Source organism: Paraliobacillus sediminis (assembly GCF_003426055.1).
This window is the reverse complement of sequence record NZ_QJSI01000002.1, coordinates 210,487-235,164: the sequence shown is the minus strand read 5'-3', so window position 1 is coordinate 235,164 and position 24,678 is coordinate 210,487. Positions and strand designations below refer to the sequence as shown.

30 protein-coding genes and 1 riboswitch are annotated in these 24,678 nt (G+C 34.1%); of the genes, 5 read left to right on the top strand and 25 right to left on the bottom strand.

The window, feature by feature from the left end; genetic code table 11:
• Positions 1-30 precede the first annotated feature (30 nt).
• The 4 genes from D2K60_RS07195 to prsW all read right to left on the bottom strand — a co-directional run bounded on the left by D2K60_RS07195 (position 31) and on the right by prsW (position 3,916).
• Positions 31-684, bottom strand: a complete 654-nt coding sequence (locus D2K60_RS07195) for a flagellar brake protein (RefSeq protein WP_240335273.1) — start codon at positions 682-684, stop codon at positions 31-33.
• Between the two features lie 125 nt (positions 685-809).
• Complete coding sequence (ypeB, locus tag D2K60_RS07190; protein ID WP_117169341.1) at positions 810-2,150, bottom strand: germination protein YpeB; 1,341 nt, start codon at positions 2,148-2,150, stop codon at positions 810-812.
• Positions 2,151-2,168: 18 nt separating this feature from the next.
• Positions 2,169-3,068, bottom strand: coding sequence for a spore cortex-lytic enzyme (gene sleB / locus D2K60_RS07185; RefSeq protein ID WP_117169340.1), 900 nt, complete (start codon positions 3,066-3,068; stop codon positions 2,169-2,171).
• A 155-nt stretch (positions 3,069-3,223) separates the two neighbouring features.
• Positions 3,224-3,916, bottom strand: coding sequence for a glutamic-type intramembrane protease PrsW (gene prsW / locus D2K60_RS07180; protein WP_117169339.1), 693 nt, complete (start codon positions 3,914-3,916; stop codon positions 3,224-3,226).
• 89 nt (positions 3,917-4,005) lie between these two features.
• Here prsW and D2K60_RS07175 point away from each other — a divergent pair, with 89 nt between their 5' ends.
• Positions 4,006-4,977: an asparaginase gene (locus D2K60_RS07175; protein ID WP_117169338.1), complete on the top strand. Its 972-nt coding sequence runs from the start codon at positions 4,006-4,008 to the stop codon at positions 4,975-4,977.
• A gap of 43 nt (positions 4,978-5,020) precedes the next feature.
• Here D2K60_RS07175 and D2K60_RS07170 read toward each other — a convergent pair whose 3' ends face one another.
• The 3 genes from D2K60_RS07170 to D2K60_RS07160 form a co-directional block, all read right to left on the bottom strand.
• On the bottom strand, positions 5,021-5,995 hold the full coding sequence (locus tag D2K60_RS07170; protein WP_117169337.1) for a YpdA family putative bacillithiol disulfide reductase: 975 nt from the start codon (positions 5,993-5,995) through the stop codon (positions 5,021-5,023).
• A 29-nt stretch (positions 5,996-6,024) separates the two neighbouring features.
• Positions 6,025-6,609, bottom strand: a complete 585-nt coding sequence (locus tag D2K60_RS07165; protein WP_117169336.1) for a genetic competence negative regulator — start codon at positions 6,607-6,609, stop codon at positions 6,025-6,027.
• 232 nt (positions 6,610-6,841) lie between these two features.
• On the bottom strand, positions 6,842-7,477 hold the full coding sequence (locus tag D2K60_RS07160) for a CBS domain-containing protein (protein ID WP_117169335.1): 636 nt from the start codon (positions 7,475-7,477) through the stop codon (positions 6,842-6,844).
• Positions 7,478-7,615: 138 nt separating this feature from the next.
• Here D2K60_RS07160 and D2K60_RS07155 point away from each other — a divergent pair, with 138 nt between their 5' ends.
• From D2K60_RS07155 to D2K60_RS07145, 3 genes are read left to right on the top strand one after another with little or no spacing between them, the layout of a single operon-like run.
• Entirely contained in the window at positions 7,616-7,849 is a 234-nt protein-coding gene (locus D2K60_RS07155; RefSeq protein WP_117169334.1) for a spore coat associated protein CotJA, read from the top strand.
• Positions 7,836-8,105: a spore coat protein CotJB gene (locus D2K60_RS07150; RefSeq protein WP_117169333.1), complete on the top strand. Its 270-nt coding sequence runs from the start codon at positions 7,836-7,838 to the stop codon at positions 8,103-8,105. The genes D2K60_RS07155 and D2K60_RS07150 overlap by 14 nt, the downstream gene beginning before the upstream one ends.
• A 15-nt stretch (positions 8,106-8,120) precedes the next feature.
• Positions 8,121-8,690, top strand: a complete 570-nt coding sequence (locus D2K60_RS07145; protein WP_117169332.1) for a manganese catalase family protein — start codon at positions 8,121-8,123, stop codon at positions 8,688-8,690.
• Between the two features lie 111 nt (positions 8,691-8,801).
• Here the strand turns inward: D2K60_RS07145 and D2K60_RS07140 are convergent, their stop codons facing one another.
• The 4 genes from D2K60_RS07140 to D2K60_RS07125 are packed head-to-tail and all read right to left on the bottom strand — an operon-like array spanning position 8,802 to position 12,582.
• Entirely contained in the window at positions 8,802-9,410 is a 609-nt protein-coding gene (locus D2K60_RS07140; protein WP_117169331.1) for a LysM peptidoglycan-binding domain-containing protein, read from the bottom strand.
• Complete coding sequence (locus tag D2K60_RS07135) at positions 9,407-9,991, bottom strand: CPBP family intramembrane glutamic endopeptidase (protein ID WP_117169330.1); 585 nt, start codon at positions 9,989-9,991, stop codon at positions 9,407-9,409. Before D2K60_RS07135 ends, D2K60_RS07140 begins: the two co-directional genes overlap by 4 nt.
• Positions 9,992-11,518 (bottom strand): RecQ family ATP-dependent DNA helicase, encoded by a 1,527-nt coding sequence (locus D2K60_RS07130; protein WP_117169329.1) that lies wholly within the window; start codon positions 11,516-11,518, stop codon positions 9,992-9,994. It abuts the gene before it with no gap.
• Positions 11,515-12,582: a YpbB family protein gene (locus tag D2K60_RS07125; protein ID WP_117169328.1), complete on the bottom strand. Its 1,068-nt coding sequence runs from the start codon at positions 12,580-12,582 to the stop codon at positions 11,515-11,517. Before D2K60_RS07125 ends, D2K60_RS07130 begins: the two co-directional genes overlap by 4 nt.
• A 150-nt stretch (positions 12,583-12,732) precedes the next feature.
• Here D2K60_RS07125 and D2K60_RS07120 point away from each other — a divergent pair, with 150 nt between their 5' ends.
• Positions 12,733-12,984, top strand: coding sequence for a ferredoxin (locus D2K60_RS07120; protein ID WP_117169327.1), 252 nt, complete (start codon positions 12,733-12,735; stop codon positions 12,982-12,984).
• Positions 12,985-13,154: 170 nt separating this feature from the next.
• On the opposite strand, the gene D2K60_RS21120 is transcribed toward D2K60_RS07120, so the two are convergent.
• The 14 genes from D2K60_RS21120 to D2K60_RS07055 all read right to left on the bottom strand — a co-directional run bounded on the left by D2K60_RS21120 (position 13,155) and on the right by D2K60_RS07055 (position 24,622).
• The gene (locus tag D2K60_RS21120; protein ID WP_275896244.1) at positions 13,155-13,280 is read right to left on the bottom strand and encodes a hypothetical protein; all 126 of its coding nucleotides are present in this window, start codon (positions 13,278-13,280) and stop codon (positions 13,155-13,157) included.
• Between the two features lie 469 nt (positions 13,281-13,749).
• The gene (locus tag D2K60_RS07115; protein ID WP_117169326.1) at positions 13,750-14,910 is read right to left on the bottom strand and encodes a hypothetical protein; all 1,161 of its coding nucleotides are present in this window, start codon (positions 14,908-14,910) and stop codon (positions 13,750-13,752) included.
• Positions 14,911-14,915: 5 nt separating this feature from the next.
• Complete coding sequence (locus D2K60_RS07110) at positions 14,916-15,443, bottom strand: sigma-70 family RNA polymerase sigma factor (protein ID WP_117169325.1); 528 nt, start codon at positions 15,441-15,443, stop codon at positions 14,916-14,918.
• A 67-nt stretch (positions 15,444-15,510) separates the two neighbouring features.
• Positions 15,511-16,005, bottom strand: a complete 495-nt coding sequence (locus tag D2K60_RS07105) for an ECF transporter S component (RefSeq protein WP_117169324.1) — start codon at positions 16,003-16,005, stop codon at positions 15,511-15,513.
• A gap of 3 nt (positions 16,006-16,008) precedes the next feature.
• Positions 16,009-16,392, bottom strand: coding sequence for a DUF4430 domain-containing protein (locus tag D2K60_RS07100; RefSeq protein ID WP_240335272.1), 384 nt, complete (start codon positions 16,390-16,392; stop codon positions 16,009-16,011).
• Between the two features lie 99 nt (positions 16,393-16,491).
• A riboswitch (cobalamin riboswitch) is annotated at positions 16,492-16,674 on the bottom strand.
• Positions 16,675-16,678: 4 nt separating this feature from the next.
• Positions 16,679-18,439 carry an ATP-binding protein gene (locus tag D2K60_RS07095; protein ID WP_117169323.1) on the bottom strand — a complete coding sequence of 587 codons (1,761 nt, stop codon included), beginning with the start codon at positions 18,437-18,439 and terminating at the stop codon, positions 16,679-16,681.
• On the bottom strand, positions 18,439-19,155 hold the full coding sequence (locus D2K60_RS07090; protein WP_117169322.1) for a response regulator transcription factor: 717 nt from the start codon (positions 19,153-19,155) through the stop codon (positions 18,439-18,441). Before D2K60_RS07090 ends, D2K60_RS07095 begins: the two co-directional genes overlap by 1 nt.
• A 136-nt stretch (positions 19,156-19,291) precedes the next feature.
• Entirely contained in the window at positions 19,292-20,038 is a 747-nt protein-coding gene (locus tag D2K60_RS07085; RefSeq protein ID WP_117169321.1) for a pseudouridine synthase, read from the bottom strand.
• Positions 20,039-20,142: 104 nt separating this feature from the next.
• On the bottom strand, positions 20,143-20,676 hold the full coding sequence (locus tag D2K60_RS07080) for a spore maturation protein (protein WP_117169320.1): 534 nt from the start codon (positions 20,674-20,676) through the stop codon (positions 20,143-20,145).
• Positions 20,673-21,263, bottom strand: a complete 591-nt coding sequence (locus D2K60_RS07075; protein ID WP_117169319.1) for a nucleoside recognition domain-containing protein — start codon at positions 21,261-21,263, stop codon at positions 20,673-20,675. Before D2K60_RS07075 ends, D2K60_RS07080 begins: the two co-directional genes overlap by 4 nt.
• Positions 21,264-22,166: a D-alanyl-D-alanine carboxypeptidase family protein gene (locus tag D2K60_RS07070; protein ID WP_117170352.1), complete on the bottom strand. Its 903-nt coding sequence runs from the start codon at positions 22,164-22,166 to the stop codon at positions 21,264-21,266.
• Between the two features lie 93 nt (positions 22,167-22,259).
• Positions 22,260-23,120, bottom strand: coding sequence for a superoxide dismutase (locus tag D2K60_RS07065; RefSeq protein WP_117169318.1), 861 nt, complete (start codon positions 23,118-23,120; stop codon positions 22,260-22,262).
• 165 nt (positions 23,121-23,285) lie between these two features.
• Positions 23,286-23,885 carry an SMC-Scp complex subunit ScpB gene (gene scpB, locus D2K60_RS07060; RefSeq protein WP_117169317.1) on the bottom strand — a complete coding sequence of 200 codons (600 nt, stop codon included), beginning with the start codon at positions 23,883-23,885 and terminating at the stop codon, positions 23,286-23,288.
• Entirely contained in the window at positions 23,882-24,622 is a 741-nt protein-coding gene (locus D2K60_RS07055) for a segregation/condensation protein A (protein WP_117169316.1), read from the bottom strand. The genes scpB and D2K60_RS07055 overlap by 4 nt, the downstream gene beginning before the upstream one ends.
• Positions 24,623-24,678: the final 56 nt, after the last annotated feature.

Sequence of the window (24,678 nt, the reverse complement as noted above, 5' to 3'; positions counted from 1 at the left end):
ATATACCCTCTAAAAAATAGACATGTTAAATTAAAGATCTTTCCGTCTTTCTTTTAATTGTGTTTCAAAGCAATAACGAATAATTTGTTGCCTCTCTTTTTCATTTATAGTAGTAAATTTCATTGATAATAGCCGTCTATCCGATTCCTTTTTTTGATACGTGCGTATTGCTTCAGCTTGAGCAGTTACATAAATCGTTTCACCTGATTCCATCGGTAAAACAAGCCACATTTCAACTGTCTTACCAGGTTCGATTGTTTGATTGGAAGGTAAAGCAATAGCTAAACCTCCACCACTTATATCATAGGTAATTGTTGTAAATGGTTGCTCGATTTGATTCGTATCATGAATAGATATATCAAGCGTAGTCATTATCCGAACATACTCTCTTCTTTGAATTCTTTTTAGATCATCTTTTGGAAAATGTAACAGTAACATCGGTACATTAGCTGTTTTTTTTCCTTTTATTTCTGTATCAAATTGATAAATAGATTGATCATTACCAATGAAATTTGCTAGAAAAATAGTTCCTTTTGGAAAAATGCTTGTCCTACCACTTTGTTCATTAATTGGATAATCTATATACATTGTAGTTCCTTTCATCTCTACAACCTTGCACCTATACCGATGCATTTCTCCATCCTCATTTTCAGCTTCTAATGTAAGGGTTGTTCCAATTTTCATCAAAATGTTTCCTTCTCTCTAGGTAATTCTACACATGTCTATATGTATTATCGCAAATAACATACAGATTACGCAAGATAATAATAGAGATTAAAGAAAAAAAGAAAGGGTTTTTTTCCCCTTTCTTAATCAACATTCCATTTTGCTTCAGCTGTTTTTAATTTCTCTACATGAATTTCCTCACCAGACATCGCATTAATAAATATACGGAATGTTTCATTATCTTTTGTTCCTAGAAATGCATATGCCAAAACTTCCTCCATACCACTATCATCAACAATAGCTAAATGCTGATCTTGAATAACTACAGATGTATTTACCTTCTCTTTTGCTTCATCAATTGATAGTGTAGGCTCTTCGATTTTTCTCTCTATGTGGTTGCGGTAAAAGTCTGTTCCAATAAAACCTAATATCTCTCCATTATCTAATGCTACTTTCATTTGCAGTTTATCCGGGTAAATACGAACGTCATCTTGTTGATATAAGAATTGAAAAACACCGACGTGATCGTATTGACTACTTTGGAACATTTCCATATTCTCAAATCCGTTTTTCTCTAAAAACTTTTCCGCCTCTAGCTGTGCATCATTTAAACTTAACTTTTTATCTTTAATTTCTCGATTTAACATAAATGATAGCGGATGACCGCCTTTGATTGAAATATCAACATACCCATGCTCATTGCCTTTTTCAAAGGAAGCACTATACATTGGAATCGTTGCGCCATCTCCACTTTTAGCAACCGTTAAATCAATGTCCTGATCTAAATCAAATAATTCACGAATTCGTTCTTCAACTTTTGATTCAGATATTTTTTTACCATTAATAAATTTAAATTCATGCGTTTCATTAGATATACCTGTTAAACTTGCTGATAGATTACTTTCTGAATAGCCACCTAGCGTCTCCTCTACAGTTTCAAAACCATCAATAATCGTATTATCCATTGGTTCATCCTCAGAAGCTAAAGCTAACTGTACATCCATCCAACGTAAATTCTCTTCTAAGACCGCGTGTTGTACCTTTCTTAATTCATTTTTTATATCCCCAGCTGTTTGATACAATTCGTTTAAAGTATTTATTTCATCGTCAGTTAAAGGTTCTTGTTCAAGATTACGGACAGACGCACGATAACTAAAATCACCAATGTCAGATAAAAATTCTTCCGTTTTGTTAAATGGCATTAATACTAGGGGGAGTTGACCCACGTCACTTTGTGCTTCTGATGTTAATCGCCAAATTTCAATTAATTGTGGCGATATTCTTTCTTTCGTATTCATCGCTAATGTTGTACCTATCTTGTCATGTAACAAATCCATTTCATAACTTAAATCATGAAATGCACGCTGATAATTATTCTCTGCTTGTACTAAAATTTCATTTTTTTCTTGATGTTCTTGGTATCCCCATGCACCGGTTGCAAATACAACGATCGCTAGTAGACCAATTGCAATCCATCTAAACATGATAGTCATTCTCCTTTCTTACATACAAAAAACATGTTTGCCAATTTTTTTGATTTGTGGTCTTGACCAAATCCAACTCGATGTAGCAGTATCTGGATTAAAGTAGTATATTGCTTCACCAGTTGGATCCCATCCGTTAATCGCATCTACAACAGCATCCTTAGCTCTATCATTTGGTGTTAACCAAATCTGCCCATCTGCTACGGCAGTGAATGCTCTTGGTTCAAAAATAACGCCAGAAACAGTATTCGGAAAAGTAGCGCTATTCACCCTATTTAATATGACTGCAGCAACAGCTACTTGTCCTTCATAGGATTCTCCTCTTGCTTCACCATAAACAGCATTTGCCATTAATTGAATATCATTTTGCGAAAATCCATTCGGAACATTAACTGCTGTTGGTTCGAGCGATGTTTCAGGGCTTTCTTCTACCTCTTCTTGTGGTGCTTGTTCATTCTTTGGTTCTTGTGGCTCTTGTTTTGGTGCTGGCTGTGCTTCTTGTTTAGGGGTATTTTTTTTCTTTTTTATTTGATCTTCATTGGGCACACCACCATAGTGCGTAAAATTATTTCCAGCTTCAATTTGTTGCTTTACATATGCTCTATCATATTCCGATGCTTTCTCTAACTTTTGCTTTGCAGCTGTACCTGCTAAACCATCGATTTCCATACCAAATTCGTATTGAAAATTGCGTAAGGCCCAATACGTACTCCACCCAAATACACCATCAATTTTTCCGTTATAAAATCCGAGATACTGCAATCTTGCTTGCAACTCTATAACATCCTCACCAGTCGCACCTTGTTGAATTACTTGGTCACTAAACGCGTGGGTCGTGTTTATAGGTACAACGTTTGTAAAACTAAATAATATACCTACGAAACTGAATAAGAAGATGCTTTTTTTAACTATACTCATCCTGCGCTCCTCCTAGATTCTTAGAAGTAATGGTTTCTATCTTGTTATGTATTTTCGTGCGAAACTGTTATTTTATACATTGAATTTAGTCATCTATGATGTTAATTACATAAAAAAAGCAAGTATCCTAGTTACAAAATCGTAAGGAATACTTGCTATAAATCAGGTGTTTTCTCACTTTTAACCTGATTATAGATCGGTATATGCTGTTGGTTTGCCATTTTAACTTTTTTCATACCATTTAACCATAATATAACCATAAATGGTATTAATATATAAAACCATCTTCCGCCTGGTACAATTTGCAAAATATAATCATATAAACCATGTAATATTACTGGAATAAATAAAGCACTAATCATGATCGACCGAGAATGTATTGCATTAAACTTTGCTTTACCTAAATAATATCCCATAATTACCCCGAATAAAGCATGCGAAGAAACTGGAAATATAGCTCTACTTAAAGCATATTCAATCCCATGAGCAAATAAATATAATATATTTTCAAGTGTAGCAAAACCTAAACTGATTGCAACGCCATATATTATCCCGTCATAAACGGAATCGAAATCAGTAAACTTATAAATCGTGTATATAAAAATAAACCATTTAAAGAATTCCTCTAACATTCCGGTTAAAATAAATGAAGACACGAATGGTGACTGACCAATATCTTCAACTGAAAATGCATATTGAATAAACATTATCGGGAAAACAAGCAGTGCCCCATATAAGAAACTTCGAATTATTGGTAAAAGTGGCTCTGTATTAAATCGATCTTTTAAATAAAAAAAGGACATTAGAGCTAGTGCTGGTGCAATACCGGCAGATAAAAGTGCTACCATAATTCGGCACCCTCTTCCATAAAAATTACTTTCATCGTATCATGAAAGTAGAAGACTTGAAAATACAAATATTAAAGTTGGTGCAAATAATGAAAAATATCTTACTTATTCATACTGGTGGAACCATTGCGATGACTGAGAACATAGATACTGGTTCAGTCTCCACAACTAAAAAGCATCCCTTAGCCAGTGAAGATGCAATAATAAGTCAATTCGCAAAAATAGATGACGACTATTTATTTGATCTACCATCTCCACATATTACACCAATCCTTATGTTACAACTAGGTCAGCATATTGAAAAACGTCTAAAAACAAATAGATATGATGGTATTGTTATTACGCATGGTACGGATACATTAGAGGAGACAGCTTATTTCCTCGATCTCTATTTACAAACAAAGAAACCAGTTGTTGTAACTGGTGCAATGCGCTCAAGTAATGAGGTGGGTTCAGATGGGTTGTATAATTTAATTAGTGCAGTACGCGTTGCAAGTGCAATTGAGTCTGAAGAAAAAGGGGTACTTGTTGTTATGAATGATGAAATTCATACAGCAGCATATGCAACAAAAACATCAACAAGTAATATTGCAACTTTTAAAAGTCCACAATTCGGTCCAATAGGTATGCTGACAAAACAAAAAGTTTATTTTTATCATAAATGGATTTCACTTGAAACGTATCAAGTAGAATCTATAACGAAAAACGTTCCTTTAATTAAAGTATATGCTGGTATTGATCAAACATTATTTAATGCAATTACCGCAACATCATTAGATGGATTAGTTATTGAGGGATTTGGTCAAGGAAATGTTCCACCAGCCATAGTTGATTCTATAGAACAACTTATAAAAAATAATGTGCCTGTTGTTTTAGTATCGCGAAGTTTTAAAGGAGTTGTTCAACCTACTTATGATTATCCAGGTGGTGGAAAACAATTAAAAAATGCAGGTGTTTTATTCGCTAAAGGACTATCCGGTCAAAAAGCAAGAATCAAGTTGCTCCTATTACTTGAATCCAATTGTTCACCAGATCGGTTAGAAACAATATTTGAAGCATAAAAAAACAGCACAGTAGTGCTGCTTTTTTATTGAAAATAATTCATTACTTTTTTGCTATAGCTTCAGCGATAAGCGGTCCATGAAATCGTCCGTTTTCAATAAAGATTTCATTGTTATTAAACCCGGCTACAATTACACCTGCAATATAGATATTATCCACATTGGTTTCCATTGTTTCCTGATTAAATGAAGGTCTGCCTGTTTCATCATCTACTTCGATATTCATTTCTTTCAAAAAAGATTGATCAGGTTGGTAACCAGTCATAGCAAAGACAAAATCGGCTTTTACTTGTTTCGATTGATTATCCACGCTATAGTCAACAGTTTTTTCCTTAATTTCAGTAATGGTAGCATTAAATTCCATTGTTATCGTTCCTTTATTTGCTAATGAAACAAATTCAGGTAAGATCCACGGCTTAATGCTATTAGAGTAATCACTACCTCGATAAAGTACTGTGATATGAGCGCCAGCATTATGTAACTCTAACGCTGCATCAACGGCCGAATTTTTCCCACCGATGACGACAACGTTTTTATTGTAATATGGATGGCTTTCCTTAAAGTAATGACTAACATGGGAAAGTTCTTCCCCTTTTATACCCAATAAATTTGGCTGATCATAGTAACCAGTTGCTACGATTACGGAATGTGTTTTGTATACATTTTTTAATCCGGTATTCGTCTCTGTATATAGGAGAAAATCGTCACTTTGGCGCAGCACCTTTACTACGCGTTCATAGCTATTTACACGTAAGTCTCTTCTTTTTGCTACCTCACGATAATAGGCTAGCGCTTGATTACGAACAGGTTTTTTATATTCTGTAATAAACGGTATCTCTCCAATTTCCAATCGATCACTGGAGCTAAAAAACGTTTGATGCGTTGGGTAATGATAGATCGCATTGACGACATTGCCCTTTTCAATTAATAACGGTTCTATACCTTTGTTTTGTAATGCAATAGCTGCTGACATACCACAGGGTCCTGCCCCAATAATAATAGCTTGCTCTTCTTGCATAATAAATCCCCCTAGCAGTCATTTCTGTTTTACTTGGCAAAGTATTTGGTTAATTGCTTTACTGCATCTTGTGACATGATTGTATTACCGTACTCGATTAAACGATGTGATGTTAGGATACTTGGTGAAGCAAACTCAGACAAAATCGCAATAATATGTTCTCGATTCACATCTAATACTTCTTCATCTGTTAATTCCATATAATAATTTCCTTCAAATGAATATACAGTACCGCCTGTTATTCCAACTTGATCTAAATGTATCGCTAATTGAATCAAATCTTCAAACGATTGGAATAGAAAAATTAATTCTTTACTTTCGTCCAACGTTACCTTCATTTCTATAAAATCTTCTTCGTCTTCTTCATCCTCAATTTGACTTTGTGTTACGATAATTAACATACCCTGTGCTTGCATTACGTGAACTTGCACTAATAATACACCTTCTAATTCAAAACCCAATTCATCACTAGCTTCATACATCATATCGTGGAACAAAGCCTGCATTTTAGGTAAATCTCTCCATAGGTCTTCTTTTGTTAAACCTCTATCAACCAAATCATCAAAAGTTAGAAATATTTTAAATTGATCAGAAGAAAGTCGTTCTAAACGCATGTTAATTACCCCCCTTATTAGCTACCTTTATATTGTAATACGTAATTTATATCATAATATGCTATTGTATACGATTTTGTAACGAATACCAACCCATATAAATAAACAACAGAAATTGATTGGTATCAAATAAGGTACTTTTATTTATTTAAAAGTACCCTACTTGAAATTATGTATATTATATAGTAGTTATAACTTGATTGAAAGCAAACAAATTACTATAAATCAAGATTTACATATTTTTAATATCTAATACACGAAACCCTGCTCTTTCAAGCTTACTCTTTAGTTTATTCGCATCAACATCTTCATTCACTTTTAAAACAATTCGTCTTGCTAATTTATCTGTTTCATCAAAGGTTGTAATAGATATAATATTAGCATGTAGCTGTTTTAAGATGTCTGCTAATCTAGCAAAGCGGCCTGATGATTCTTCAGAAGTGAATGCAATTCGAACACCCGGTTTCTTCATTCCAAAAACACTTTCAAATTGTTCAATCACATCAAAACGACTGATTATACCAAGAAATTTCTTTTGCTCATTAACAACAGCTAATATCGGAAAACCTTTAAACGTTGTTAGTGTATTCTCGAATACCTCGTCCTCAGAAATATATAAATCATGCTGTGTTAAAATATCTGCTACTATCTTCGATTCTAAAAATTCAGTTCGTTCTAAATCTTCTTGAAAAAAGGCCTGATAAATATCTTGTTTTGAGATCATTCCTTTGAAAATTTTATCCTCATCAACTACAGGCATCGCTTGAATACTGTTATTATTCATTAGATTTAATGCTGTTTTCACTGATTCATTTGGGGATACCGTAAAACATTGATGAATTGATTTCATTGCACTTCTTACAAACACATCAAACACCTCATTTTTTATTCATTATTGATTCCAGTTATTGTTCGAAAAGAACTAATATATATCATTATACACATAGGACGTGCTTATATGCCATATATTCTACCATAGTTATTTTTTTAAAAAGGAGGCTTTAAGATGAATTATACAAACACGAAGTATTATTATCCATATATTAGTCCGTTAGACCCTTGCCCTCCCATTGTTAGAAAGAGTTATTCGACACCTCCCCATTTGTACATGGGATTTCAACCGCCTAATCTTGCACAATATCCTACAGCACGTGAAGCACTTTTTGCCGGCACTTTATGGCCAGCACTATTTGATCCTTATCCACCTAAGAAAGAGAGGGAAAAACATGAGCACGCCTAAACAAATGCCTCAACAATACTACGATCTCTTAGAAGAAATTCAAGCAGTTGACTTTGTTCTAGTTGAACTTAATTTATATTTAGATACACATCCCGAAGATTTAGAAGCCATTCAACAATTTAATCAATGTACACTTGAAAGTAAAAAGTTAAAAAAACAATTCGAAAAACAGTTTGGTCCACTCATGCATTTCGGTAAAAGCTATTCTGGTTATCCTTGGAATTGGGATAATGCCCCATGGCCTTGGCAAGTGTAAAAGGAGGAAATCACATTGTGGTATTATGAAAAAAAACTGCAGTATCCTGTACGCGTAACAGAATGTAATCCACGTTTAGCCAAATATCTTATCGAGCAATATGGGGGTGCAGATGGAGAATTATCCGCTGCGTTGCGATACCTCAACCAGCGTTATACAATTCCAAATAAAGTAGTTGGTCTATTAAATGATATTGGTACCGAGGAATTCGCGCATTTAGAAATGATTGCAACAATGATTTATAAATTGACCAAAGATGCTACCCCAGAACAAATGAAAGAAGCTGGTTTGGCCGCTCATTATGTGAATCACGATAGTGCGTTATATTATCAAAATGCTGCAGGCGCACCATGGACTGCCTCCTACATTCAAGCAAAAGGTGATCCAATTGCAGATATATATGAAGACATCGCGGCTGAAGAAAAGGCACGCGCCACATACCAATGGATTATTAATGTTTCGGATGATCCACAATTAAACGACAGCTTAAAGTTTTTACGCGAAAGAGAAATTGTCCATTCGCAACGTTTTAGAGAAGCGGCTCAAATATTAATTGACGAAAAAGATAAAAAACAATTCTTTTAGATAAATCTCTATATAATTCACAAAATAAAATGATCACGAGTTATACCAAGACTTAAATGCCCGTTTCACTTTCCGAAAGTTGCGTAATCAATAAAAAGAACTAAAGATTTTTTATTCTAAAATCTTTAGTTCTTTTTCATTAGGTAAGAAAATTTTCTGACCTGGTGTTACGATATTTGAATCTAGTTCATTAAATTCACGTAAAGAACTGACAACGTTTGTTGATTGATAATATTTTTCTGCAATTAAAATTAGCGTATCACTTTCCGTTACAAGATAGTATCTTCCAGTAACTTCTACAAGTTCATTCTCATTGGTTTCTTTAGCTACCGCAATAGTCACTTCGTTAGATAATTCCTGATTAATTGGAATAACGGTAACTTTTTCTCCTACAGGAAGTGAATATACCGTATTCTCATCATTTATTGATCTAAACCACTCTTCTCCCCATACCTGATAGGTTAAAACTAATCCTACAATAACAATGAATAAGACAACTAAAAAACGTATAAACAGAAAATTGATTTTCCATTTCGTTTTTGTTTTTTTATCAGCATGCACATAACTACGTGGTGGCAAATCTAAAATATCAATGTTTGGCTCATCTTCCTCTAATTTTTCAGGAGTAGTAATTGGCTGTTCCTTAGCAGTAGAGTCACGTTGAATTTGTTGCATTTGCTCGCGTAGTCTCATTGCTTGATCTTCTCTGTAGTCACTCATCTATAACCCCTCCTAAAAAAACGTAAATATAAAGCTAAACTGAAATCAATAATAAAATGTGTCATAATCGTTACACTAAGGTTATTTGTAACCTCGAATAAAAAACCAATATAGAAACTTAGCATAACAACGCTAATAAATAAAACGGGCTTGAATAAATATCGGATATGAATAAACGCAAATAGCAAACTCGTTGCAATATAACCAATACTGGACTGCAACACACCACGAAACAATACCTCTTCTGTTATAGCAACAAACATTGTTAGGATAATAATTTGATAGATATTACTTCCTTCAAATATTTTTTCGTTAATTCCACCATCATCCCAATAACGTTTAGATAGGGTTTGGTACATAAAAATGTCAATTGCCACGACAATAATACCTGAAAATAGACCATAATAGATAATTTCAGTGGCTGAGCCTTCAAACAGTGCTGGAAAAAATGCAAATGAACCATGAATAAACCAAGCAATGATTACACTTATAAATAGTAAAAGTCCCTGTGATATGTAAACTGGTTGTCTAACTTGTTTACTAGTCATACTTGCAATAATTGCTGCTTGTCTATCTTTCATTTACTTCCCCTCTAGCAAGAACAAATTTGCTAATTCTATTTCCCAACTACTTTCTACAAGTTGCTTTGCTTCAACGATTGGTTCCCATTTATTAAATGTAAAATCACAGTAATCACAGCAAAAGTATTTCGCTTCTGAACTATCAGGTTGAAATGCTTGATATAATTGTTCTCTTCTACAAGTTACGCCGGTTACCCAGGTTAATATTTCATCTAATTTATTTAATTTATAGTACGTTCTTTCAATAATTCTTTGATTTATTGCTTCCAAAATTTCTGCCTTCTTATCATATATCGGCAAAATTTGATCTTCTTTAATCATATCATGTTTTTCTAGTTGATAATGTAAAAATCGCCATTGTGTTTCGTTTATTTGAAACTCCTCTATTAATAACGGACTACCTAAGTCAACTTTCTTGTCTGATCTTGCTAGTGAATCAAGTCTATTTATAATTGTAGGGATTTGTTCCGTTGTAGGTAATTCAGATTCAATTAAACGCTTTGGTAAAATATCATCAAAAGGTGCGTACAATACCAGACTGACACTAGACATTCCATCTCTCCCTGCCCTGCCTACTTCCTGTATGAATGATTCAATTTGGGTAGGTATATGATAATGCACTACTAAACGTACATTTGATTTATCAATCCCCATTCCAAATGCACTGGTACAACAGATCACATCTAACTGATTCTCCATAAATTGTTGTTGAATTAAAATACGATCTACTTGTTCCATACCACCATGATAAAATGCAACACGAAGTTCTTGTAAACTATCCCCTAATTGACTTGCAACAAATTCAGCTTCTTTTTTACTTGAAAAATAGATCATAGTTGGAACCGGAAACTTTCCTAATAATTGCTTTAAATAACTTACTTTTTCTTGTTTTGATTGTAATGCCTGAACAGTAAACGCAATATTGTCTCGATCCATTGGATAAATATGTTTATTTAATGGCACATTATTTAATTGTTTAGCAATATCTTTTTGAACTTCCGGTGTAGCTGTTGCACTTAAAGCTAATATTGGAGGATTATTTAACGCTTCTATAACAGGATTCAATTTAAGGTAATCAGGTCTAAATTCATGACCCCATTGAGAGATACAATGTGCTTCATCAATAACAAACAAAGATATTTTTATCCTTTTTAATCGATCTAATAAACGATTATTTTGTAACATTTCTGGTGAAAGATAAATTAATTTATATGAATCCAGCTGGTCAAATAAAAAATGTCTCTCCGTATAGTCAACAAAACTGTTTATTGCGATAACCTTTTTAAAACCTTTAGCCTTTAACTGTTTTACTTGATCTGACATAAGAGATAGCAGAGGGGATACGACAATAACGGTATCATTTCCCTTAATTGCTGGAATCTGATAACAAATGGATTTTCCCGATCCTGTAGGCAATACGCCTAATACATTATTACCTGCTAAGACATCTTCAATAATTTCTTTTTGTCCAGTTCTAAATGCATTAAACCCAAAATAATCTTGCAAGATCCGCTCTAGTTGATTCATTTTAATAAACCCTCCTTCTGTGGAAAATCAGAATACGTTAATACGAGGCGAATCTGAAAATAGCTAAAATTGTTTCCAGCTAATTCTTTGATTTGTTTTAACTTTGCTGTCTTATTACTCCTAATAGCAGTGAGTATAATTGTAACTGACTCTTGATCTACATACGGATTTATTGAAAATTCCGGCTCAATATAAGCAATTTCAACGATATGATCTTCTATCGTATTTACTTTTAGTTGTCTAATTCGCGCTATTTGTTCAACGTCAAACCCTTTTTTTATTAAGTGGTATGTTTTTTCTGCTGAATTCGTAATAAATTTCTTTGATATCTGTGTAAAGTAATAAAATGTCGGTAAATATTTTAATTGGTTTTCTCGTTCATGCAGATAGGTTAGTAATTGATGTATGGTACCAGTTAAGTATAAATGAATATCGACAGGCGTTGTTTGATATTTTCTTGCTAATTGGTTCATAGTTAAACCAATCTTTTGATAACCCGTTAATCGATCAACAAATAATTGCGCTAAATCCGGATTAATACTTTTAAGAAAGCTAGACAATTCGTGATGTATACCAGTTAACCATTGATCACTTTCATCTCTATGGATGTGATAATGTTTCTTTACCCATGTTTGCACCTCTTTATGTTCCGTAATTGCAACAAAGTACCCCTTCTTGCGAGACATATTCGTATAAGTTTGAATCCATAATTGCAATCTTAACCAGAATAAATCACTCATTCGATCAAAAATAAGACCATTTAATTGTTTAATTGGATAGTTTTCTAATTTGCCTTTTAAATATACCTCACCACTTTGGGTGATATGCGCATTATTTTGATTGTCCAATGTAACATAATTTTCAGTTACTAAAGCTTTAATTTCATCCTCAAAGTACTTTCTTTCCAAATGTTTGCAAACACCAAAATAAGGTGTAATTTGATAGAGTTTAGAATCTTGCAACGTTTGTATTGAGCGCTTACCAACCAAGAGATGAAAAATCGAAGCTGTACTCCGTTCCATACTTATACGTGCTATACAATCTAGTAAAATTGCTCTAAACATAGCTTTTAACTCCTTTTTTAAAAATAGTAAAGTAGTTATTCATTATCTCCACTTGTACCGTCATTGCAAAAACAAGTAATTGAACGTAAAATAGTAAAAATAGATATACTTTACTAATAAAACATGAAAGAGCAAGAAGGGAGAGTTAGCATGGCTCATTATACAATAGTGGATAAAGATACATGCATTGCCTGCGGTGCATGTGGGGCAGCAGCTCCTGATATATATGATTATGATGATGAGGGGATTGCCTACGTTCTCTTAGATGATAATACAGGGAACGTTAAAATACCAGAAATATTAGAAGAGGATATGTTGGACGCACATGAAGGTTGCCCGACTGACTCGATCAAAATTGCTCAAGAATCATTTGATCGTGACCCTTTCAAATATGAAAAATAGTTTGTTATTATTCAAAAAGTGAAGGAACCACTATCAAATGGCTCCTTCACTTTTTAGTTTGAATTACTTTATAACTCAACTTTCACAGTGTAAAACAGGTACTTAAGTCTTGGTATAACAAGGATTTCTCACAATCCAAAATAGAAATTGACTCCACGCCTCTTTCGAAATCATCTGAATTCCATCTGACCTACATGAGAGAAACGCTGTCGTAAGAGAAGACTCTCACCCGCTACGTCAGTATATTGATTCGCTTTCCGTGGGCACAGTCGAAGATCCACTTGTGCTGTTTCCACAGGAGTCTCCTCCATTTACTTCCTTCGCTGGATAGAGATTAAAATTAATATATTATCTGCTGGTGATAAAGTTTTATTGTGCTTATGACAACAGCTTCTCACATTATGATGATTGATTGTAGCGTAAGGCAGTCGATCCTTGAAAATATAGTTCGATTTTCTTCGTGCGGTGTGGGTTCAGGAAGTAAATTCAAAGTCCTGCGGGAAAAGCAAGATCTGAAGATCCACTTCGGAAAGTGCTCTTTGCTTTTCGAAGTTAGCTGCAGACTTGCCCGCGGAAAGCGACTGCCTGAAGCGGAAATCAACATGGCAGTTACGACTGAGTCTATGTTAATTCAGTCATAAGCAACAATTTTAAAAAAAAAGCAGACCTTTTTAAACAATGTCAGGTAATAGATCAAATATAATCCAAACGCAAAACAGTAATCGATTACCGCTTGTTTTTTAAGTAATATAGTTGTGTTAATAATTAATGTAAAACAAGTGGATTAACACCATCAGGTACAGGAATAGATTCATGAAGCCTGTATTCCCCTACTACATCACTATCAATCGGGATATCAAAAACAACACTACTATAACCAAACGTTTTTGCGGTAATTAGGATTGCTTCGATCATCGACGCGGTTCTCTGATTATTAGAGAATTGATTTGACTCTGAAAATGAAATAATCATTTCATCCTTACCATTGTCTTCAGCGTTAAAAAACACATCCTTTGGAATAGGTGCTTTGATATAATTCCCTTCATCCAGCTGCATAAGCGTTAGTGCCTCGTTAATCGATACTATTTCATTAACACTTGTAGGGATGAGCAACTTCTCTAGATCTTCGTACTGATAAATTTTGTACACCTGATTTGTTATCTTTCGCAAAGGAAATTTATCTATAACGCCATATGGACCTAAATCAACTGGATCAGCAGATTCTGTTTGTACATTAATTTCACTGATTCCATACGGTGTGAACATAAAATCAAGCATTTGTTGAAACATAATTGCGTTACTAGAACCATTAGGAAATTGATATGCATTTGGAACAGTCATAAAAAGTTGTTCCTTGTTATCAATAAACTCAAATACTATATCTTCAAATGGAAATGTTTTTATTCCAACACTTTCAACTAAATCTTCAACATAACTATTAATTCGATTGTAGTAATCATTCGGTTCTCCGGTTGACGAAGCGTCAACTAAAGTGATTGGGATTGCGTATTGATAATTTTGATCAGCTACAGTCAGTGTGAATGTCTGTTCCTGTTCAATTTCATGATAATACAACATACTTTCTATATTTACCTCTGTTTCAACTAAACCGACACTTTCTTCACTTGTGTCACCTGAAATATTTTGTTCTTGTGAAGTAAAGCTATCTTCACTACTTTCTATTTGATCTGCATTATCAAACAGTGTTGTATTTGTACTGCGGATAAAAATAAAAACTACCGACAATGCGGCTATTAATGCCAGAGAAGGAATAACCCAAGATCGGTTTTGTTTAGATTTTGGTGTTGTATTTAGTTCTTGTTGGATTTTATTATACAAGATTTCCTTTGATTGTTGATCCTTTACTTTAGGCATTTTATTTAATTTTTTTTCTAAATCTATTTCATCCAACCTCTGTTGATCCATGATTATTACCTCCTCTCTATGTGAGTGTCTAGTAGTAATTTTTGCATTTTTTTTATGGCTCGATGCTGTGTAGTTTTCACTTTACTGATTGACCATCCCATAATATCTGCTGTTTCTTGAATCGATAAAGATTGAATAAAGCGCAATATTATGACCTGTTTTTGACCTAGACTGCATTGATCTAATTGATAATAAATGTTTTTCATATCCTCATCAAGAATAACAACCTCTTCAGGTAAGTCGGAAGGGTCTTTAAAATCAGATTCCTGTTTATTAAAATTAAAAAAATCTATTAATCGTTGTTTGTTTCGTTGTTGTTTTCTAAAAGAATCCATCGTTGTGTGCCTTGCAATAGAAAATAACCACGTTTTTTCTGTACTATCACCCCGAAACGAATCATATGACTTTAGTACTTTGATATATACTTCCTGAATAAGATCTTCAGCCAAAGATTGGTCTTTGACCATATAAAAAATATACTGAAACAAATCTTGATGATACTTATTATATAAATCTTCAAACGTGGTCTTCATTTATAAGACCTCCCGTCCTAATATATTAGTCGTTACTTCCTACAAAAGGTTACACTCTATCGTTTATTTATGTCTGTAAATATCGCTTGAAAATGAGAGAAAGTGGTTTATACAATACACACAGGAATAACACATTACCAATAGCGTGTGAGATATCAAAAGGCAGACCAGCTAAATAGTAAGCTAGAAACTTTCCTGTAATAACGTAGTTCGTGAAAGCAAATGTAAAGCCGAAAAATAGACCAGCTAAAAGTGCATAAACAAATAAAAGAATAAAAGGTTTTTTAAAATGTATCTTTCCTATTAATCCACTGAAAATACCGATAAACGACCATGCAACTATTTGCCATATCGTCCAAATTCCCATACCTAAGAACAAATTAGATATATATGTAGTGATAACTGCTAAAAAGAAAGCGGAAATTGGTCCTAAAAAAAATCCCGTAATGATAATAATGGCAGTTACAGGCTGTATGTTTGGTAAAAACTGAAAAGCAACTCGTCCAACAACACACAATGAAGCTAACACAGCAATTAATGTTAAACGATATGTCCGCTTCATTAATTATTCCATTCCATGTAAATCAAAAACAACTTCATCACCTGAAGATAATTCATATTCATTTGCACCAACAAGAGCTTCTTCATCATTTACTTCATACAACCAAAATTTATCATCTGTTTGTTCTACACCATCTATAGAGGTAATAAAGCCATCTACATCTTCAATTTCATAATTTTCTTCCAATACGTCCATCAATATTTCATTCTCTTCTATTTCAATCGTTTCATCAGAAATAACTTCTTCTCCATTATCTGTTGAAATTACTATATTGACTGCTTGCTCGTTAGCATTAGTAGTTTCATCTGGTGTCTCTGTTTGGCCACAACCTAATAAGATCAGTGTACTAACTAAAAAGGCCATGATCAACTTTACGTGATTTTTCATTATAAATTCCTCCATTTTTTGGAGGACTGAACAATAATTTGCATAATTAGGTAAAAAAATCACACAAAAAAAACAAATCAATTGCTCATTCCTCGAAGCATTGATAAAGTGAAATTGGTAGGTCTACTGACTCGTACATTTATCTACTTTGAATCCTTCCCATACCGACTAATTGATACAGTGGATTTATTCATTTCGTCTGTACTTACAGTTGCGAGGACAGTTCTGGTATCACACCAGATTCCCTGTTATGTTACATACACCAATTACACATTATTTAATTATTTTACGCGTTATCCTTACTTTTTGGTAGCTCAAAAGAAAAAGTGGTACCTTCAGAATGTTTACTTTGAACCGATATATTACCTCGATGTGCTTCAATGATATTTTTGGCAATAGCTAATCCAAGGCCTGTGCCTTTCTTTCCTGCTTTTCTTTGTCTTGATTTATCTGCTTTATAAAATCGCTCAAATACAAATGGTAAGTCATCTTGAGGAATACCTGATCCATTATCCATGATAGTAAAAAGAACTTTCTTTTTTTGTTCCTCTATACCAACAACAATTTCTCCATGTTCTTGTGTATGACTAATTGCATTGTCAATTAGGTTAGTTAAGACTTGTTCCAGACGATCTGGATCAAAAGATAAGATTAAATCTTTATTCGTAATAGTGTACCTTAAAGAAATGTGTTTTTCGTTAGCAAGACCTTTGAACTTTCGAATAATTCGATCAACGTATAGATCTACTTCTATATGTTCTTGGTTTAATTGAATTTGTCCTGCTTTTATTCGTGCAAGATCAAGCAATTCATTAACGAGTCTACCCATTCGTAGTGACTCATCTCGAATAATGTGTGCTAATTCATTTTTTTCTTCTTTTGATTCAGCAATATCATCGACAATTGCTTCACTATAACCTTGTAGCATGGAAATCGGTGTACGTAATTCATGCGATACATTTGCAATAAAGTCTTCACGTAATTTATCCATTTTTCGTTCTTCTGTCATATCACGAATGACAGCAACAACACCACGTACTTTAGTTTGATCATATAATGGAGACATGATCATAACCCAGTTTCGTCCTTGAATAAATACTTCACGCATTGACTCAGATTCTATTGCTATTACCTCTTGCATAAGATCTTTTACTTCATTAGGTAAAATTTCTTTATCCTCTATGTCTAGCTCGTAACGCCAATCTTTTAAGAACTTTTCTGCTGGTGGATTAGAAACAATAATGTCTGCTACTCGATTTAATGTGATAACACCATCAGCCATTGATCGTAAAATACTATATAACTGTTCTTTTTCTTGGCTTAGTGCATCAATATGATAATTAAGTTGTCTTCCCATCCGGTTAAAAGCCATAGCCAATTCACCAATTTCATCATGTGTTAAAATTGGTACTTTTGTACGAAATTCACCCTTTGTTAATTCAGACGCAGCTTCACGCATTTGAATTAATGGCTTTGTTATCCGTGTTGATAGAAAAAACGCAAAAATAGTCATTAACACAATGGCAATTGCAGCTGCTAGGAGAATAATACGCGTAGTTTGTTCTGTAGTTGCAGCAACGACAGTACTTGATTGATAAGCATAAACTGCTCCAACTTGGTCATTTAACCTAGTACCTATCAATAAGACTTTCGTACCGTCATGCAGTGTTGTCTCACTCTTTACCACATTATCACTAAAGTATACAGCTCTGTATTCCTCATTTTCGAATAACCACTCGCTCGTGATAAGAGGAAGTGTTTCATCCGAACTTTCAGATATCCAACTATATTCTTGATCTTCAACAATAATAATCCGGCTTGCGGGATCTTTAATTGTTTCTATCATATTTTCAATAAGTTCTTGATCTTCGTACTCACTAAGAATTGTTGAAACTTTATTAGCAGTATCCAATAATTCTTCCTCTGCTTGATTCACATGGTAACTTTCAAAAAATTCTAGTAGAAAAAAACTGATAATTGCTAAAACGACAAAAATAACAATCAAAAAAGTTACCCAGAGTTTAAATACAACACTTCTCCAAAACATTATTCATCAGCTACTTCAAATTTGTAGCCTACTCCCCAGACCGTGACAATCATTTTAGCAGCATCTTTAGATACCTTGTTTAACTTTTCACGTAATCGTTTCACGTGTGTATCTACTGTGCGTAAATCACCAAAGAATTCGTACTTCCATACTTCCTTTAATAGTTGTTCGCGATCAAAGACTTTATTTGGCGAAGTTGCTAAAAAGTGGAGCAATTCATACTCCTTTGGGGTTAATCCAACTTCAATACCGCCTGCTAAAACACGATGCGCATCATTCTCTATCAAAATGTGTTGAAATTCGAGTATATCTTTTGTTACCTTCTCTATATTTGATGCTGGTATGGAAGATGATCTTCTCAGCAAAGCTTTTACTCGTAACACGACTTCTCTAGGACTAAATGGTTTAACAATATAATCATCTGCACCGACTTCAAAACCCTCAATACGATTTGCTTCTTCTCCTTTGGCTGTGAGCATAATGATAGGCGTCGCTTTTTTTTCGCGGATACCTTTACAAACTACAATACCATCCTGTCCAGGAAGCATGAGATCTAATATTATTAATGTATACTCTTCTTCTATTGCTAATTCAAGGCCTCGATAACCATCATCTGCCTCTTCGACAATATACCCTTCTCTTTCTAAATACATTTTTAACAAGCGTCTAATTCTTTCCTCATCCTCAACCACGAGTATCTTATTGTTTTCATCCATCCCAAATACCCCTTCCTAGCACCTTTGCATTAATTAGAGCATCTTCTTTATTAACTTGGTCATTAGAAGAAAAAGGTGATTATTTCAACATATTTCGCAATAAACACCTGACTTTTGACTAATTAGAATAATAAAGTCACTCTTTTATTTTTGTTTGTAATGCTTCATTACGAAGCTGTTTGACTTCGTGCGGCGTTAATTCACGGTAATCACCTGGCTGTAAACCTTGCAACGTCAAAAATCCATAACGCTCTCGTTTAAGTTTTTTTACTGGATGATTAATCCCCTCAAACATCCTTCTTACTTGACGATTTTTACCTTGATGCAAGACTAGTTCCATTATTGCGGTATTTTTTTGTTCATCAGTAGATAAAATTTTAGAATGAATAGCTTTTAAAACTTCTCCCTCAGATTTAACACCATTTCTCAATTCTTTAATCGCTTCTCTTGACGGGATACCTTCGATTTTGGCGACATAAACTTTATCCATTTCATGACTTGGATGCATTAATAACTGTGTAAATTCTCCATCATTAGTCAGCAAAATAATACCAGAAGTATCATAATCTAATCTTCCAACAGGATAAACCCGTTCTTTTAAGTGCGGTATTAGATCTGTAAGTACCTTTCGATTTTTATCATCTTTCAAACTAGAAATTACACCTCTAGGTTTATATACAACATAATAGACATGTTGTTCCTTTTCAAGTGGTAAACCTTCTACTTCAACTTTATCGTCTGGTGTTACTTTCGTACCTAGCTTCTTAACTTTTTTTCCATTAACGGTTACTTTACCATCCTCGATAAGTTTTTCAGCTTTTCTTCTAGAAGTGACTCCACTGTGTGCAATCACTTTCTGTAAACGTTCTTCATTATTTGACATATTATCACCATAATTTCATTCGATTTTTAATAATTGGTTTTGTATAGTTTATTTTGACAGAAAAAGCGCAACAAAACAATAGCGTTAACAGTAGCGTTAACGCTTTATTGTGAAAATACAATTGTTACAACTATAATTGATGTTATTATACCAATAAAATCGGCTATTAGTCCAACTTTTAATGCATCTCCCATTTTATGAATACCTACTGCACCAAAATAAACAGTAATAATATAAAACGTCGTATCTGTGCTTCCTTGCATCGTAGAAGCAAGTCTTCCAATAAACGAATCGGGTCCATGTATTTTGATTAAATCAGCAGTAATTGCTAATGCAGCTGTTCCTGATATTGGTCTTGTGAAGGCTAAAGGTGCTATCTCACTAGGAATACCTAAAAATAACAATACAGGTTGTAGTAAACTTATAAATGCGTCCAAAGCTCCTGAACTTCGAAAGATAGCAATAGATACAATCATACCTAATAAGAATGGTAGTAACGAAATTGCTGTCTTTATCCCCTCTTTTCCACCTTCAACAAATAATTCATATGTAGGGAGTTTTTTTACTGTACCGGTAATTAAAACAATCATCACCATACTAGGTATAATCCATGCACTGATTAATGTAATGGTGTTCATTTTTTGTTTTTACTCACCCTTTTCAAATAAAATAGTCGATCAATTATAATAGCCAATGATGTTGTGACAAGTGTAGCTATTATAGTCGTAGCAACAATTTCTGTTGGAGCGGTTGATTGATATTGCATTCGAATTGCGATCACTGTTGTCGGAATTAGCGTTAAACTTGATGTATTAATCACTAAAAATGTGATCATCGAACGACTTGCCTTATCAGAATTTGAAAGTAACTTCATTTCCTTCATTGCTTTTATCCCCATTGGGGTAGCAGCATTTCCAAGTCCAAATAAATTTGCAATGAAATTTGAAAGAATATAACCCATTGCTGGATGATCTTTAGGTATTTCAGGAAATAACCTCGTTACAAGTGGTTTGAAGAGTGTCGAAAGCTTACTTAAAATGCCAGCCTTCTCTGCAATACGCATTAAGCCTAACCAAAAGACGAGCACACTGATTAAACCTATAGATAAAGTTACTGCTTCTGATGCACTCGAAAAAATCGCCTCATTCACTTGATCCATTGTTCCGTTAATCATTGCATAAATAATTCCTATAATCGACATACCAGCCCAGATATAATTGACCATCTACATCACACCGACCATTTTATTGAAAAAAGTAATAACAGTTTCAATGAAGCTCACCCGTTTTTTACTTTGCATTCCTACTGCTAATTGGTCTTGCAATGAACTTGTGCTTGATGATAGATTATATTGTTCAAATCCCCAATCAAATAAGCGAATATGATCTTGCCAGTCATTTGGGTCATCTAAAGTCACTACAATTAACGTGACATCATTCTTTTTAGCAACAGAAACCAGTGTCCTACCAGCCGCCTTTGTATAACCAGTCTTTCCTCCAATTGTATAGGAGTAATAAGTAGTTAGTAGTTTATTTTTATTTCCCCAAGCATAAGAACGTTGATCGGAAAGATATGATTGCGCACCAGTTATTGTCACAAATTGTTCATCTTCCATGGCGTGTTTGGTTAATAAAGCCATATCATATGCAGTTGAAAAGTGTGATTCCGAATCCAAACCATGCGGATTATCAAAATGTGATTGTTCCATCCCTAACCAAGTCGCTTTCTCATTCATCAGATAAGAGAATCCTTCTACACTACCACCAACATATTCCGCAATTGCTGTTGCAGCATCATTTCCTGATCGCAACATTAAACCATAAACAAGATCTTTTAATTTTATTTTCTCTCCTTCTTGCAAATAAATAGAGGAACCTTCTGTGTAAGCAGCCTCGCGACTTACAGTAACAGTATCTTCCATTTTACCTGATTCAATTGCTAATATTGCTGTCATTATTTTCGTTATACTAGCAATCAGTTCTGGATCTTCAGCAGCTTTTTCATATAGAATTTCTCCATTCGATTGGTCCATAAGAATAGCATTACGAGCTGTTACACTAGGATTCGCCTCAACAGTTTTAGGGTTGATTGTCAACAAGCAAATACAACCTATTATAATTAGCAGCATTGATTTCAATTTTTTACATCCTCTCTACATACTTTCTCTATAATCTTATGCAGAAAGGACGAGCATATGACCTGAAACAATTACGTCATCTACTTAATATGGCCTCCAGGTAATCTGTTTAGCTGCTTCAAATCTTTGTCTAACGTTTTCCCAATCAATTACATTCCACCACGCTTTAATATAGTCACTGCGATCATTTTCATATTGTAGATAATATGCATGTTCCCATACATCAAGTACAAGTAATGGAATACTATCGGCTAACGCATAATGTTGATGTTTCTCATGTGTTTGGATTCCTAATCGTTGTGCTCGAGGAGACCATACAAGCAACGCCCAACCACTTCCTTCAACAGACTCTGCGCCTTTTGTGAAGATTTGTTTAAATTTTTTAAACGAACCAAAATCTTTGTTTATTTGTTTGGCAAGTATGCTGTTAGCTTGTGGTTCTCCGCCTCCATTTGGTGTCATATTAAACCAAAAAATAGTATGCAAATAATGGCCAGATCCATGAAATGCTTGCTCCCTAAACCAATGCTTCCACATTTTATTATCAGTTTCTCCATGATAAATGGCTACTTCAGCTTTATTTAATCCATCTACATAAGACTTATGATGTTGATCGTGGTGCAAGCGCATTATTTTTTCCGAAATAAAAGGCTCAAGTGCATCATAATCATATGGTAATGGTGGTAGCTTATGTTTTCCTATTGGAACCGCTCCGTTGTTTAATTCCTGCTCTAAACGAAGTGCGAAACGCTGAGCTTCATCTCTTAAATACAGGGTTTCTTTTTCAGACAAACTTTGCTCACGCAATCCATCTTCTAGTTGAATTTTCCAATCATCCCAACCTGATAGCTCTTGACGTTGATCGTCGTTTCGATGCAACAATTCTTCCACTGCATATGACCACTCTAATAAATCAGTTATATAAGCTTTTGTATTCTTCTCCATCAAATCACCTCAACCGTAGCCTATGATAAACGGATAGTTTTGGTACCATTAGCTTCTTTACCCTCTTCAAAACAAGTATTAATCGCTCGAAAGATCGCTAAAGTGATCTCCATAGTGATCACTAACAATCACGCACTCATAAAAAAAGAAGTAACACATTGTATGCTACTTCTCTTCATTCGTTTGATTCATCTTTGCTTCAAAATTCTCGAAAAATAAATCCGCTTCTTCACTCACATCTGATTCATTCACACTTTCTGGTAATGGCGGTAATTCTTCTATAGACTTTAATCCGAAATATGTAAGGAAATCAACAGAAGTTCCAAACATTACTGGCCTTCCAACTCCATCTTTTCTCCCAACCTCTTCAATTAATGCTCGAGACAAAAGCGTTTGAACACCACGATCACTTTTAACCCCACGTATATCCTCAATTTCTGTTCGAGTAATTGGTTGGTTATAAGCAATAATGGCTAACGTTTCAAGTGCTGCTTGCGAAAGCTTTGACGTGTGTGGAGATTCCAGTAACTTTTGATAATAGATTGTATGCTCTGGTTTCGTTGCCAAATGATACGTACCTTTAGATTCAACAAGCATAATACCACGTTCATCGAGATTATAATCATCCATTAATTCGAGAATAATTTCGTCGACTATATCTACATCTGTTTCTAATACTGCTTTCATTTGTTTTTTATTTAATCCTTCATCTCCAGTGGCAAATAATAACCCTTCTAAAATCGCTTTATAATTAGCTAGTTTCACGCGTTATCCTCCATGCTATAAATAATCAATGCATCAAAATGCGATTCTTGTTTGCAGTAAATTTTTTTGTTTTTCATTAGCTCTAGTACAGCCATAAAAGTCACAACTATATGAGAACGCGACGGATACTCAAATAACGTATCAAATGAAACACCTAGTCTATGACCTTGCAATTGAGCTATAACTTCTTCCATTCGCTGTTTTATGGGTATCTCTGTTCGCTGAATTGTTGTTTCTAATGGGCGATTCCATTTTTTGCGATCAAATACTTTTTGCATTGCTGCAAGCATATCATAGATAGACATTTCACCTTTTGCAATAACTTTTTCTGGACTATTCTTAAACGATATAACTTGAGCTGGCCTTGTAAAACTATAACTTAAATCTGATTCTTTATCTTGAAGTTGACTAGCAGCTTCCTTATATTTACGATACTCAATTAACCGGCGCATTAATTCCTCACGCGGATCCTCTTCATATTCCTCTTCTAGATCTAATTCCTGATTTGGTAAGAGAAGTGCACTTTTCATTGCCAATAACGTAGCAGCCATCACTAAGTATTCACTAGCAACATTTAATTCAAGTCGTTGCATTGTATGTATATAGTGCATATATTGCTCTGTAATTTTAGAAACGGGAATATCATAGATATCTATTTCATATTGATTAATTAAATGTAAAAGAAGATCCAGCGGACCCTCAAAAGTATCTAACTTCACTTGATAGGATTGTTGCATAAAATCCTTCCCCTTTTTTACTATATCGCCGTGCTTACACTTGTCATAATATATCT